Origin of the sequence: Thauera sp. JM12B12 (genome assembly GCF_039614725.1) — a bacterium.
Lineage (GTDB): Bacteria > Pseudomonadota > Gammaproteobacteria > Burkholderiales > Rhodocyclaceae > Thauera.
Window position 1 is genome coordinate 177870 of the sequence record NZ_CP154859.1, and the last position, 13590, is coordinate 191459.

General features: G+C 70.9%; 12 protein-coding genes and 1 tRNA gene. 7 read left to right on the forward strand and 6 right to left on the reverse strand.

The window, feature by feature from the left end:
- Nucleotides 1–59 precede the first annotated feature (59 nt).
- From AAG895_RS00765 to AAG895_RS00775, 3 genes are read left to right on the forward strand one after another with little or no spacing between them, the layout of a single operon-like run.
- On the forward strand, nt 60–4013 hold the full coding sequence (locus AAG895_RS00765) for a PAS domain S-box protein (protein ID WP_345793664.1): 3954 nt from the start codon (nt 60–62) through the stop codon (nt 4011–4013).
- Nucleotides 4010–4387 carry a response regulator gene (locus AAG895_RS00770; protein WP_345793665.1) on the forward strand — a complete coding sequence of 126 codons (378 nt, stop codon included), beginning with the start codon at nt 4010–4012 and terminating at the stop codon, nt 4385–4387. The genes AAG895_RS00765 and AAG895_RS00770 overlap by 4 nt, the downstream gene beginning before the upstream one ends.
- Nucleotides 4388–4392: 5 nt before the next feature.
- Nucleotides 4393–6135 carry a diguanylate cyclase gene (locus AAG895_RS00775; protein WP_345793666.1) on the forward strand — a complete coding sequence of 581 codons (1743 nt, stop codon included), beginning with the start codon at nt 4393–4395 and terminating at the stop codon, nt 6133–6135.
- On the opposite strand, the gene AAG895_RS00780 is transcribed toward AAG895_RS00775, so the two are convergent.
- Nucleotides 6110–6559 (reverse strand): c-type cytochrome, encoded by a 450-nt coding sequence (locus tag AAG895_RS00780; protein ID WP_345793667.1) that lies wholly within the window; start codon nt 6557–6559, stop codon nt 6110–6112. The genes AAG895_RS00775 and AAG895_RS00780 overlap by 26 nt on opposite strands.
- A gap of 149 nt (nt 6560–6708) precedes the next feature.
- Here AAG895_RS00780 and AAG895_RS00785 point away from each other — a divergent pair.
- Nucleotides 6709–6785 (forward strand) — tRNA-Arg (locus AAG895_RS00785).
- Nucleotides 6786–6884: 99 nt separating this feature from the next.
- Complete coding sequence (locus AAG895_RS00790) at nt 6885–7697, forward strand: ABC transporter substrate-binding protein (protein WP_345793668.1); 813 nt, start codon at nt 6885–6887, stop codon at nt 7695–7697.
- A 4-nt stretch (nt 7698–7701) separates the two neighbouring features.
- On the opposite strand, the gene AAG895_RS00795 is transcribed toward AAG895_RS00790, so the two are convergent.
- The gene (locus AAG895_RS00795) at nt 7702–8391 is read right to left on the reverse strand and encodes a zinc metallopeptidase (protein ID WP_345793669.1); all 690 of its coding nucleotides are present in this window, start codon (nt 8389–8391) and stop codon (nt 7702–7704) included.
- A gap of 263 nt (nt 8392–8654) precedes the next feature.
- Here AAG895_RS00795 and AAG895_RS00800 point away from each other — a divergent pair, with 263 nt between their 5' ends.
- On the forward strand, nt 8655–9359 hold the full coding sequence (locus tag AAG895_RS00800; RefSeq protein WP_345793670.1) for a mobilization protein: 705 nt from the start codon (nt 8655–8657) through the stop codon (nt 9357–9359).
- Between the two features lie 77 nt (nt 9360–9436).
- Here the strand turns inward: AAG895_RS00800 and AAG895_RS00805 are convergent, their stop codons facing one another.
- From AAG895_RS00805 to AAG895_RS00820, 4 genes are read right to left on the reverse strand one after another with little or no spacing between them, the layout of a single operon-like run.
- The gene (locus AAG895_RS00805) at nt 9437–10534 is read right to left on the reverse strand and encodes an NAD(P)/FAD-dependent oxidoreductase (protein WP_345793671.1); all 1098 of its coding nucleotides are present in this window, start codon (nt 10532–10534) and stop codon (nt 9437–9439) included.
- Between the two features lie 37 nt (nt 10535–10571).
- Entirely contained in the window at nt 10572–11120 is a 549-nt protein-coding gene (locus tag AAG895_RS00810; RefSeq protein WP_345795349.1) for a chromate transporter, read from the reverse strand.
- The gene (locus tag AAG895_RS00815) at nt 11117–11755 is read right to left on the reverse strand and encodes a chromate transporter (protein WP_345793672.1); all 639 of its coding nucleotides are present in this window, start codon (nt 11753–11755) and stop codon (nt 11117–11119) included. Before AAG895_RS00815 ends, AAG895_RS00810 begins: the two co-directional genes overlap by 4 nt.
- A complete protein-coding gene (locus AAG895_RS00820; protein WP_345793673.1) occupies nt 11752–12534 on the reverse strand; it encodes a 2'-5' RNA ligase family protein in 783 nt (260 codons plus the stop codon). Before AAG895_RS00820 ends, AAG895_RS00815 begins: the two co-directional genes overlap by 4 nt.
- A gap of 125 nt (nt 12535–12659) precedes the next feature.
- On the opposite strand from AAG895_RS00820, the gene AAG895_RS00825 reads away from it, so the two are divergent.
- Nucleotides 12660–13559: an alpha/beta hydrolase gene (locus tag AAG895_RS00825; protein WP_345795350.1), complete on the forward strand. Its 900-nt coding sequence runs from the start codon at nt 12660–12662 to the stop codon at nt 13557–13559.
- The last annotated feature ends 31 nt before the right edge of the window (nt 13560–13590 follow it).

Sequence of the window (13590 nt, forward strand, 5' to 3'; positions counted from 1 at the left end):
GCCCGGCAATTGCACATCTCTTGGCTTGAACCGCCGCGGGCGGCAGGGGGCGCAGCGTCATGACTTCTACATCCGGTACGGGGCTGAGCGCAGGCCAGAAGGCCCTGGCCACGCTCGCCCTCGCCCTGCTGGCGGTGGCGGGGAACGTCCTCAGCGTGCCGCTGTTCTTCAGCGTGGTCTTCATCTTCGGTTCGGTGGCGGCGATGCTCGCGGCCGCGCTGCTCGGCACGCTGCCGGCGGTGCTGGTGGCTGCCGCCGCCGGCCTCTACACGGTGGTGCTGTGGGGGCATCCCTACGCGCTGATCATCTTCACCGTCGAGGCGCTGGTCGTCGGCCTGCTCCACCGGCGCGGGGTCCGCACGCTGGTGCTGGCAGATCTGGGGTACTGGCTGGTGCTGGGCGTGCCGCTGGTGCTGCTGTCCTACCACGGCATGATGGGCGTGGGCTGGGAGGCGGCGGCGATGATCGCGCTGAAGCAGGCGCTCAATGGGCTCTTCAATGCCTTGCTGGCCGGCTTGATCGTCCTCGGCCTGCAGCTGAGGTGGCGCGGCGCGGCGCGCCTGGGACTGGGTTCGGCACGGTTGACGGGCCTGCTGTTTCACGTCCTGCTGACGACGATCCTGCTCGCCGGCGCGATCCCGGTCATCCTGCAGGGATACGGTGAACGCGTGCAGCAGGAGGCCTTCATGGCCGAGCGCCTCGACGAACGCGCGCGGCATCTGGGTGCGCGGCTCGCAGCCGAGCCGCATGCGGCGACGGCGCGCCTGCAGGCGCTGCTGGCCGAGGAGCAGGACAACCCCGGCATGGGGCTGGCGCTGCTTGGCAAGGACGGCAGCGCACTTGTCCAGTTGGGCGAGGTGGCGAGCCTGTCGGGCACCGCCGCGCAGCTTCAGCCGCTGGCGGGTGGACTGGCGATCTGGCTGCCGGGCGGCGACATGCCGGCCCTGGCGCGCTGGAAGCAGGGGCGCTACCAGATCGACCTTCCGGTCGCCGACGGGGGCGGTGTGGCCCGGCTGGTGATCGAGCAGTCGGCGGCGCCCCTGGTGCGGACCCTCGAGCGTACCGGGCTGAAGCTGTTCTCCTACCTCGCGGTGCTGCTGCTGCTGGGCATCGTGCTCGCGCGCGTGCTGAGCGAATGGCTCACCCGCCCGATCGCCGCGCTCGAGGCGGCCAGCCGTCTGCTGACGGAGCAGATTGCCAGCGGGACGCAGCCGGTGCTGCCGACAAGCCCGATACGGGAGTACGGCAGCCTGGCCAGCAGTCTGCGCGAAATGGCGCAACTGCTGGCCAGCAGCTTCCGCGAGCTGCGCGAGACGCAGACGGGCCTCGAGACGCGCATCCGCGAGCGCACCGCAGCGCTGCATCAAGCGACCGAGCTGCTGGAGAATGTGCTGGCGGCGTCGACCTTCTCGATCATCGCCACCGACACCGACGGCGTGATCAAGGTCTTCAACAAGGGGGCCGAGAAGCTGCTCGGCCACGCGGCGGAGGACGTGGTCGGCAGGCAGACGCCGGCGCCGTTTCACCGCGCGCAGGAGGTGGCGTCGCGCTCGGCCGAGCTGAGCGCGGCCTTCGGTCGTCCGGTCGAAGGCTTCCGGGTGTTCGTCGAGGTGGCCGAGGCAGAGGGTTCCGAGACGCGGGAATGGACCTATCTCCACCGCGACGGCCACCCCATCCCGGTGTCCCTGGTGGTGAGCGCGATGCGCGATGCCGACGGGCGGCTCACGGGCTACCTCGGCATCGCCGAGGACATCTCCGCGCGCAAGGCGGCCGAACGCGAGCTGCGCGAGAGCGCGCAGCGCTTCCGCAGCATGCTCGAGACCAGCCCGATCGCGGCGCGCATCGCGCGTGCCGGCGGGCACGAGGTCATCTTCTCCAACCGGCGCTATGCCGAGCTGATCAATGCCGCGGCGGATGCGGTCGGCGGGGTCGATCCTGCCGCCTACTACGTGCGCAGGGCGGACTACGAGGCCATCCTGCAGCGCCTGGGCCGTGGCGAGCAGATCTATGACATGCTGGTCGAGCTGGCCATCCCGGGGGTCGGTACCAAATGGGCGCTCGGCTCCTATTCGCCGATCCGGTACGAGGGCAGTCCGGCGGTGCTGGGCTGGTTCTACGACATCACCGACCGCATGCGGGCCGAGGCCACCCTCGCCGAACAGGCCCAGCACACCCAGACCATCCTCGACAACATGGTCGACGGCCTCATCACCATCGACGCCCGCGGCATCGTGCACTCCTTCAACCCGGCTGCCGAGCGCATCTTCGACCGTGCCGCAGATGAGGTGATCGGACGCAACGTGAACATGCTGATGCCCAGCCCGCATCGCGAGGCGCACGACGGCTACCTGCGCAACTACCAGACCACCGGCGTGGCGCGCATCATCGGCATCGGGCGCGAGGTCGAGGGCCAGCGACGCGACGGCAGCCTGTTCCCGATGGAGCTGGCGGTGTCCGAGATCACCCGGGACGGGCGGCCGCTGTACGTCGGCATGGTGCGCGACATCAGCGAGCGCAAGCGCATGGAGCGCATGAAGAGCGAGTTCGTGTCCACCGTCAGCCACGAGCTGCGCACGCCGCTGACCTCGATCTCCGGCGCGCTCGGCCTGGTCGCCGGCGGCGCGCTCGGTCAGTTGCCGGAGCAGGCGCGGCAGATGGTCGGCATCGCGCACAAGAACAGCCAGCGCCTCACCCACCTCATCAACGACCTGCTCGACATGGAGAAGATCGCCGCCGGCAAGCTGCACTTCGACATGCAGGTGCAGCCGCTGATGCCGATCGTCCACCAGGCGCTGGAGAGCCATCGCACCTATGGCACCGAGCGCCGGGTGGCACTGGCATTGAAGGGCGAGGCGAGCGCTGCCGAGCTGCGCGTCGACAGCCAGCGCCTGATGCAGGTGCTGGCCAACCTGCTGTCGAACGCGATCAAGTTCTCGCCCGAGGGCGGCACGGTGGAAGTCGTCGTGCGCGCGCTGCCCGGCAAGGTCCGGGTGGCGGTGGTCGATCACGGCCCCGGCATCCCCGCCTCCTTCCGCGGCCGCATCTTCGAGAAGTTCTCGCAGGCGGATGCGTCCGACACGCGCCAGAAGGGCGGCACCGGCCTCGGCCTGGCGATCACCCGCGAGCTGGTCGAGCGCATGGGCGGGACGATCGGCTTCGATTCGGTCGAGGGCGAGGGCGCCACCTTCTGGGTCGAGTTCCCCCGCCAGCTGGCGGGCCAGCCGGCCGTGCCCGAGGGTGCGGTCGACGCCAGCGCGGCGGCCGATGCGCCGCGCATCCTGGTGGTGGAGGACGAGGCCGACATCGCCCAGTTGCTGAGCCTGATGCTCAAGCGCGCCGGCTACCGGGTCGACATCGCCCTCACCGGGCGGGAGGCGCTCGCGGCGCTGCAGGACACCGCCTACGCGGCGCTGAGCCTGGATCTGATGCTGCCGGACATCAGCGGCCTGGAGATCATCCGCCAGGTGCGCCAGTGCCCCGACACCGCGGACCTGCCCATCATGGTGGTGTCGGCCAAGATGGAAGAAGGGCGGCTCGCGATCAACGGCGATTTCTCCGCGATCGACTGGCTCGCCAAGCCCTTCGACGAGAACCGCCTGCTGGCCGTGGTGCAGGGTCTGCTGACGCAGGCCGGCGCCGCCAATCCGCGCGTGCTGCACGTGGAGGACGACGACGACCTGTATGAGGTGGTGCGCTCCATGGTCGGCGCGCGCTTCGACTTCGAACGCGCGACGACGCGGCGCGAGGCGCTCGAGCGCGTGTCGCGCGAGCGCTTCGACGTCGTGATCCTGGACATCGGCCTGCCCGACGCCTCGGGCTGGGACCTGCTGCCGGACATCCGCGCGCGCCAGCCGGAGGCGCGCATCGTCATCCTGTCCGGCGCCGATACCACGGCGGACGAAGCGCGACGGGTCGAGGCGGTGCTGCTCAAGTCGCAGGTTTCGCCGAAGGAGCTGATTGACGCCCTCGGCAGCCGCATTCGATCATTCAGACCCCGAAGGAGCCAAGCGTGAACACCCTGCAACGCATCATGTATGTGGAAGACGAGCCCGACATCCAGGCGGTGGCCCGGCTCGCCCTCGAACTGGTGGGCGGCTTCACGGTGAAGGTCTGTTCCTCGGGCGAGGAGGCGCTGCGCGAGGCCGAGGCCTTCGCGCCCGAGATGATCCTGCTCGACGTGATGATGCCGGGCATGGACGGGCCGACCACCCTGCAGGCGCTGCGCGCGCTGCCCGCGCTGGCCACGGTGCCGGTCGCGTTCATGACCGCCAAGGTGCAGCCGGCCGAGGTCGCGCACTACAAGACCCTGGGCGCACGCGACGTGATCCCCAAGCCCTTCGATCCCATGACGCTGGCCAGCCAGGTGCGGGCCATCTGGGAGGCCTGAGCGACATGGACACCACGCAACAGCAGGCCCTGGCCGAGCAACTGGCGAAGCTGCGCGCGGCCTACCTGGTGCGGCTGCCGGTCGAGCTCGCCGCGCTGCAGGCGCTGGCCGGTGCGCTGCAGGGCGGCGAGGGCGATCGTGCCAGCCTCGAAGCGCTGCACCAGCGCCTGCACAAGCTCGCCGGTTCCGGCGGCACCTTCGGCCTGGCGGCGCTGAGCGCGGCGGCGCGTGCCCTCGAGCAGCGCGTCATGGCCTGGCTGGCGGGGGCGCTGGACGCGGTGGACGCCGCGGCATGCCGGGCGTTCGCGACCGAGCTGGGCGCGCTCGTACAGCTGGCGGTGCCGGGCGCGCACGCCGAGGGCGAAAAGGAGACGGGCGAGCGCACGGCGCCGGCGGCAGTCGGCCCCGTGGCGCATCCTCTCCGCGCGCCCGGCACGGCGATCAGCGTCTGGGTCATGGAAGACGACGCCGCGCTCGGCCAGCAGCTGGTCCGCCAGCTTGAGTCCTTCAACTATCGGGTGCGGCTGTTCACGCGGATCGACGAGGCCGAGCGTGCCGCGCAGTCGGAACGCGCCGACATGCTGATCATGGACGTGATGTTCGAGGCCGAGGGCCGCAACGCCACCGAGGCACTCGCCGATTCGCCGGCGCTGCGCGCCCTGGGCTGCCCGCTGCTGTTCATCACCTCGACCGACGATTTCGACTCGCGCGTGCGTGCCGCCCGCCTGGGGGCGGTCGGCTACTTCCTCAAGCCGATCGACATCCCGCGCCTGGTCAACCGTATGGGGCAGCTGCTCGAACAGCTGAGCGCCCCGCCTCAGCGCGTGCTGGTCGTCGACGACGACGCCGACCTCGCCGACCACCTGTGCCTGGTGCTGCGCGCGGCCGGCATGGTGGCCGAGGTCCTGCGCCAACCCGAGACCATCATGGAGGCGCTCGCCGGCTTTCAGCCGGATCTGGTGCTGATGGACATGCACATGCCGCGCTACACCGGGCCGGAGCTGGCGGGCGTGATCCGCCAGCACGACAAATGGACCGGCCTGCCGATCGTGTATCTGTCGGCCGAGACCGACCTCGCGCGCCAGATCGCCGCCATGCGCCGCGGCGGCGACGACTTCATCATCAAGCCGGTGTCCGACGCCCAGCTCGTGGCAGCGGTGCGCGTGCGCGTCGAGCGTGCGCGTCAGCTCGCCGACCAGATCAACAAGGACAGCCTGACCGGCCTGCTCAAGCACGCCAGCATCAAGGAGGTCGCCTGCAAGGAGATCAGGCGCGCGCGCCGTACCGGCAAGCCAGTGACGCTGGCGATGTTCGACATCGACCACTTCAAGTCGGTGAACGACACCTACGGCCATGCCACGGGCGATCTGGTGATCGCGGCCCTGGCCACCCTGCTGCGCCAGCGCCTGCGCCAGTCCGATCATCTCGGACGCTATGGCGGCGAGGAATTCCTCGTGGTGCTGCCGGAATGCAGCGGCGCCGACGCGCAGCGCTTGCTAGACGACATACGTCGGCGCTTCGCCAGCCTGCGCTTCAGTCACGAAGGGCAGAATTTCTCCTGCAGCATTTCTGCAGGGCATGCGAGCTCTCGCCCGGCCGGGCCGGGGGATGACGACGAGGCAGGCGCCGCGGCCAGCGATGCGGAACTGCTGTCGGCGGCCGACGCGGCCCTCTACGATGCCAAGCGCGGCGGTCGCAACCGCGTGTGCGCCGCGGCCGGGCTTACTGCTCGACAGGCGGCTCGGTGAACTTGGCGCCGGCGAGGTTGACCAGGTAGGCCACCGCGCGCTTGACCTCGGTGTCCGTGAGGTCGGCACCGCCACCGCGCGGGGGCATCGCACCCTTGCCGGCGATCGCCGATGCGGTGAGCGCGTCCTGGCCGAGCGCAATCCGCGGCGCCCACTGTGCGGCATCGCCCGTCTTCGGCGCGCCGACGGCGCCCGAGTCATGACAGCCCGCACAGATCGCCTTGACGATCTGCTCGCCCGTGCGGCTGCCCGGCGCGATCTTGACCGCCTGGATCTCCACCCGCGCGACCGGCTGGATCAGCGTGGCGGTGAGTTCCGGATCGACCTTGGACTGTTCGCCGCAGCCGGCCAGCAGCGCAGCTGCGACCAGGGCGACGGCAGGCGTGGCAAAACGGGCGGAGCGCAGGGGGCGATGGTTCGACATGCTTGGTCCTTTGACGGAGATTGGCGCGAGACAGGGTCTAAAGCCGCGATTATAGCGGGCTGGAAACCATTGTGGCAGTGCGCCATGGACTTTGGCCGCGAACGCAGCTATGCTTGCCGGCCTTGTTCGGGACACTCTCCCGACATCCCGCGCCCGTAGCTCAGCTGGATAGAGTACTGCCCTCCGAAGGCAGGGGTCGTGCGTTCGAATCGCGCCGGGCGCGCCAGACAAGAAGATGGGTCAGGTCCTCACGGGTCTGGCCCATTTCGTTTTTGCACGGCCTGTGCGCCGCAACATGCACAGGCGCGATCCGCCCCATCCCGCCATGAGCACACGTCGACTCCCTTCCCGCATCGTCTGCCTCACCACCGAGACCGTCGAGGTCCTGTATGCCCTCGGCGAGGAGGCGCGCATCGTGGGCATCAGCGGCTACACCGTGATCCCGCCGCGCGCGCGCAAGGAGAAACCCAAGGTGTTCGCCTTCTCCAGCGGCGACCTCGAGAGGATCCTCGCCGTCCAGCCGGATCTCGTGCTGGGCTTTTCCGACATGCAGGCCGACGTCGCGCGCGATCTCATCAAGGCCGGGGTGGCGGTGCATGTGTTCAACCAGCGCAGCGTCGAGGGCATCCTGGCGATGATCGAGACCGTCGGCCGGCTGGTGGGCGCGGAGGACAGGGCGCGCGCGCTGGTCGACGAGCTCGAGGCCACGATCGAGGCCGTGCGGGCACGGGCGGCGGCGCTGCCGCGTCGGCCGCGTGTCTACTTCGAGGAGTGGGACGAACCGCAGATCAGCGGCGTGGGCTGGGTCTCGGAGCTCATCGGCATCGCCGGCGGCGAAGACGTCTTCGCGGAGCGCGCCCGCCATCCGGGCGCGGCGCAGCGGATCCTCGCCGATCCGCTGGAGGCGGCGCGCCGGGGACCGGACATCATCATCGGCTCGTGGTGCGGGAAGCGTTTCCGTCCGGAGCGGGTGGCGGCGCGCGCGGGCTGGGAGGACGTGCCGGCCGTGCGCGACGGCGAGCTGCACGAGCTGAAGTCGGCAGTGATCCTCGCCCCCGGCCCGGTGGTGATCCGCGAGGCGCTGCCGGCGCTGGCGGCGATCATCGCGCGCTGGGCGGTGCGCACGCCGGACGCGTGAAGATTCACCGACGCAGGAAGCGCAGCCAGGCCGCGATGTTGAGCAAGGCCATCAGCGACTGGCCGACGTAGGTCAGCGCGGCGGCCTCGAGGATCTTGCGCGCGTGAGGCTGGTCCGCGGGGTGCAGGTAGCCGCCGCGCTCGAGCATCGGCAGCGCGCGGCGGAAGCTGGCGTCGAACTCGGTGGGCAGCGTCACCAGATGCACGACCGCCGCCAGGCCCATCGACAACAGCCCGGCAAGCACGAAGAACAGCCCTGGCGCCGGATGCCGGGTCAGCAGGGTGATGAAGGGCACCGCCACCATCATCATCGCGCCCAGGCGCTGGCCGGTGATGGCGACGCGCACCAGGCGCTCGCGCAGGGCAAGCGGCGCATAGCCCTCGGCATGCTGCAGCGCGTGGCCGACCTCGTGCGCGGCCACGGTGACGGCGGTCAGCGAGCGCTGATGATAGGTGTGCGCCGACAGGCGGACGGCACGCGCCTCGGGGTCGTAGTGGTCGCCGGTTTCCGACTCTTCGACCGTGACGTGGGTGAGGCTGTGCTTGTCGAGCAGCATGCGCGCGAGCATGGCGCCGCTGCCGTAATAGCGGTCGGCGGGCTCGCTGTAGCGCTGAAGCGTGCGCCGCACCCACCACCCCGGCAGCCACACGGCGAGCATCAGGATCGGCACCAGCACGAGCAGGATCGGGGACATGGCGGTCTCGGTGAAGTCGTCAAGCGTGTGACCATGCGGGGTGGCGAGTGTTTCTCGCCTACCAAGCCGGCGCAGGGTCAGATGCGTGACCAGAGCGCCCACCAGCGACCCGGGCAGCATTGAAGGGGTCGAGCCGTTCCAGCCAGCGCGGCCACCCCGGATCAACGCTCAGCGCCGCTTGGTTGGCCTGATTATTGCTTTGTGCCGTCGGCATGGCACCTTGCCGGCAAGCGGTGCACCGCTCAATTCCTTCAGGACACACTATGCGTTCCCTCAACTTCATCGGCGGCGAAAAAGGCGGCGTGGGCAAGTCTGTCGTCGCCCGGGCCCTCGCCCAGTACTACATCGACAAGGGTCGGCCCTTCACCGGCTTCGACACCGACCGCTCGCACACGACCTTCGCCCGTTTCTATGCCGACTATGCGGCGCCAGTGGTGGTGGATCGTTACGAGGGGCTGGACCAGATCGCCTTGCCGTTCGAGGATGCACCAGAAGAGGGCGCCGGGCATAGCGTCATTGTCGATCTTGCAGCACAGACGGCAGCGCCGCTGGCGCGCTGGATCAGGGACTCCGATCTGCTGGGTTTGCTTGGCGAACTCGGCGTGCAGGTCAATTTCTGGCACCTGGCCGATGCCGGCAAGGACTCGGTCGCGTTGCTCGGCGACCTGCTCGAGACCTACGGCGAGGGGCCGAACTACGTGGTGGTGAAGAACCATGGCCGCGGCACGGACTTCTCCCAGCTTGAGGCTTCGACCGAGTTGGCGACGGCACAGGCTCTGGGTGCCCGGGTCATCAGCCTGCCTGAGCTGCACGAAGCCAGCATGCGCAAGATCGATCGCCAGGATGCCAGCTTCTGGGCGGCGATCAACCAGCGCGGCGGTGATGATGCGTTGGGCATGCTCGAGCGCCAGCGCGTGAAAAGCTGGCTGAAGACCGTGTATGCGGCCTTCGACGGTCTGGCGGTGTGAGGCGCTTCAAGCGCGGGCTCTCGTTGGCGGGGCTTTCCCCGGCGTGGCGTGGGTAAGGCGGCCGGCACGTCCGCCGCTCAGCACATCGCCGCCACCCGCGCCCCGATCGCGAGCGCCGCGGTCAGCCCCGGCGACTCGATCCCGTACAGATGCACCAGCCCGGGCACGCCGTGCGCGGCCGGACCGTCGATGCGGAAGTCGGCATCTGCCTCGCCCGGGCCGGCGATCTTCGGCCGCACGCCGGCGTAGGCCGGCTGCAGGCGGCCGTCCTCCAGGCTTGGCCACCAGCTCCGGATGGCGGTGTAGAAGCGCGCGGCGCGCGCCGGATCGACCTGGTAGTCGGGATGCTCGACCCATTCCACGTCGGGCCCGAAGCGGGCCTGGCCGCCGAGATCCAGGGTCAGGTGCACGCCCAGGCCGCCGGGTTCGGGGATGGGATAGATCAGGTGCGAGAAGGGCGCCCGTCCGCTGAGGCTGAAGTACGCCCCGCGTGCGTAGAAGGCGCGCGGGGCGAGGCCGGCTGCAGGGCCGCGGAGGGCGCGGCCGAGCCTCGGCGCGTCCAGGCCGGCGGCGTTGATCACGCAGCGCGCCCGCAGGCTCGTCGGTGCGCTGCCGCCGATGTCGAGCACGATACCGGTGCTGTCCGCCCGCCCGCCGCGCACCGGGCTCGCCACCGCGAGCACCGCACCGTGGCGTTCGGCGTCGGCGAGCAGCGCGAGCATGAGGCCATGGCTATCGACGATGCCGGTGGACGGTGAGAACAGCGCGCCGGCAGCGTCGAGCTCGGGTTCGAGCGTGCGCACGCCGGCGGCATCGAGCAGGCGCAGGTCGTCGACGCCATTGGCGCGCGCCCGCGCGGCGATCGCCTCGAGCGCGGGCAGCTGAGGCGCGCGGCTCGCCACCACCAGCTTGCCGATGCGGCGGTGGGCGACGCCGCGCTCGGCGCAGTAGGCGTACAGCGCCTGGCGACCCTGCACGCACAGCTGCGCCTTGAGCGAGCCCTGCGGGTAGTACAGCCCGGCGTGGATGACCTCGCTGTTGCGCGCGCTGATGCCGGTCCCGAAGGTGGTCTCGCGCTCGAGCACGAGCACGTCGCGGCCGGCCTCGGCGAGTTGCCTCGCGCACGCCAGGCCGACCACGCCGGCCCCGATCACCACCGCATCGACGCGCTCCATCGCCTGTTCACTCCTCCCGCTGGATGTCCTGCGCGCCTCAGACCCAGCCCAGCGCGCCCGCAACCGCGCCGACTAGGATCATCCAGATCGGCGCCAGTTTCGTACGCAAGGTGAGCAGCGCGGTGAACCCGATCAGTGCCAGCGCGCCCGCGCGGTGCGCGGGTTCGCCGATGAAGGGCAGGGCGAGCAGCCAGCCGGTGGCGAACACCAGGCCGACGACGACCGGTGCCAGGCCGGCGGTGAATGCGCGTACCAGGGGCGTATCGCGCCGGGTCGCCCCCCAGCGGCTCACCCCGAGCGACAGCAAGGTCGACGGCAGCAGGATGCCGAGCAGCGCCGCCGCCGCACCCGCCACGCCGGCGACCTGGAAGCCGAGCACCGGCACGAACAGCACGTTGGGTCCGGGCGCGGCCTGGGCGAGCGCGATCGCGGTGGTGAAGTCGGCCTCGCCCAGCCAGCCGCGCTCGACCACCAGGTAGCGGTGCATCTCGGGCGCGGTGGACATCGCACCGCCGATCGACAGCAGCGACAGCACCAGAAAGCGCAGGAATAGCTCGAGCAGGTCGGCGGCGGGCAGGGCGCTCAGCATGGGCCGTTTCCGTCCCGCGCGCTCGCATCCGCTTGGCGCGCATCGGTGAGCGCGATCCGCCAGCGCGCCAGCCCCCAGCCGGTGAGCCCGAGCCCGATCACCACCCAGGCCAGCGGCAGGCGCAGCAGCGCGATCGCGGTCAGCGTGGTTAGCCCGAGCGCTGTGCACAGCGCCGGTCCGAGCACGTTGCCGCGAAGGGTGACGAGCATCTTCAGCGCCATCGCCAGGATCAGCCCGGCCGCTACCGCACCCATGCCGCGCAGCGCGCCCGCCACCGCGGGGTATGTCGACAGCTGCTGGTAGCTGGCCGCCAGCACCAGCACCACCACGATGGGGGCGAGCAGCATGCCGGAGATCGCCGCGAACGCGCCGCGCCAGCCGAAGTAGCGGTCGCCCACCATCAGCGACAGGTTCACCACGTTGGGGCCGGGCAGCAGCTGCGCCACCGCGTAGAGTTCGACGAACTCGTGCCGGCTGAGCCAGCCGCGGCGGTCCACCAGCTCGCGCTGCGCCACCGCGAGCACGCCCCCGAAGCCCTGCAGCGCGAGCAGGCTGAAGGCGATGAAGAGCGCCAGCGGCGAGGCCGGGCGCGCGGCCGTTGCCGCGGCGGTCGGCGGTGTCGGTGCGCTCATCGGGCCGCATCCCCCGCCGTCGCCGTGGCTGTTTCCGGATGCCGCCCGGTGCGCGCGGACGCAGCGGTGGCGTGTCCGCCTGCGTGCAGCGCGGCGTCGGCCGCGAGCGGGGCGTGCCACTGCACCCGGCCGCTCTCCAGTTCGTATTCGGCCAGCGTGAACAGGGCCCCGCCGATGTGCGCGGCGACATAGCCGAGCAGGCTCATCCGGGTGACGCGGTGGTGCAGCGGCGCTGCGGCGGGGAGTTGCCCGAATCGATCCGCCACCTCCACGCTCGGCCAGGCGCCCGCGTACAGGCCGACGGTGACGTGCGGAACGTACGGCCCGTGCGGATGCGCACCCTCGGCGTGCAGGCAGCGCCGCAGCGTGGCGAGCGCGCCGCGGGCGTCATGCACGGTCAGGAAGGGCGCCGACGAGAAGCTCTCCAGCCCGCCGATCGCAATGTCGAAGGCGCCCGACCCGTCCGCCTGCAGCGCCGCCACCTGAGCGGCGATCCGCTGCGCGTCGAACTCGTCGTCCGCCGGCAGCGGGCCCTGCGCCGGAAAGCCGCACAGCGCGAGGGTGACGTGCGGCTGGCGCCGATAGCCGTCGAGGAGCAGGCCGTCGAGCACCCGCTGCGCGGCCGCGACGCGCGCGCGCACCGCCGGCGTGTCCACGTCGAGCGCCCACAGCACGTAGTGCGGTCGTCCGCGGTGCCACTCCGGAAAGTCGCGGCACTCGTTGCGCAGGGTGAGGCGCTCGGCGAGGAAGCGCTGGCGCAGGGTGGCGGAGTCGGTCATCGGGCAGGCGGGCGGGCGCGGTCGGGCCGCCCGCAGCGGACGCGGCGCTGCGCCTGTCCGCTGCGGGCGGCTAGAATCGGTTCATGAACACGAACCCGATTGTCCCGGAAAACGATCCGGCCCGCATGCCCGGCAGCGGCCGGGAAGCCTGCCCGCACAAGCCGTCCACCCTCGACAGGGTGAGCGTGCGCGGCCTCGATTACGCCGTTCGCCGCTGGGGGCCGGCCGACGCGCCGCAGCTCTTCCTGCTCCACGGCTGGATGGATTCCTCGCCCACCTTCCAGTTCGTCGTCGACGCGCTGCACCGCGACTGGCAGATCATCGCCCCCGACTGGCGCGGCTTCGGCGGCAGCACCTGGCTCGGCCACAGCTACTGGTTTCCCGACTACTACGCCGACCTCGAGGCCCTGCTCGCGCACTACGCGCCCGAGGGGACGGTGCGCCTGGTCGGCCACAGCATGGGCGCGGCAGTCGCCGGAGTGTATGCCGGGCTGCGGCCCGGACGCGTGTCGCAACTGGTGATGATGGACTTCCTCGGACTCAAGCCGCCGCCCGATGCCGACTCGCCCATGTTGCTGGGGAAGTGGCTCGACGCCCAGGCCGCCGCGCCGCGGTTGCCCACGCACGCCGACCACGCCGCCTTCGTGCGCCGCCTGCGCACGGTGAACCCGCGGCTGACGCCGGCGCGCGCCGACTTCCTCGCCCGCCATGTCGGTCGCGCGGCGGCGGACGGCCGGGTGGAGATGGCCTGCGATCCCTGGCACAAGGTGCCTTCGCCCTTCGTGTATCGGATCGAGGACGTGATGGCGTGCTGGCGCCGGGTATGCGCCCCGACGCTGATGCTGTTCGCCGACCATGGCTACGTGATCGAGCGCTTCGGTGACGACGCCGACGAACTGCAGCGCCGGCTCGGCTGCTTCGCCGACCGGCGCGTGGTGACGATCGCCGACGCCGGCCACAACCTGCAGCACGACCAGCCCGAGCGGGTGGCGGCTGCCCTGGAGGATTTCCTGGCGCGGGCGTGAGGGCCGCCGCGACCGGGAACGTGAGGCCCGC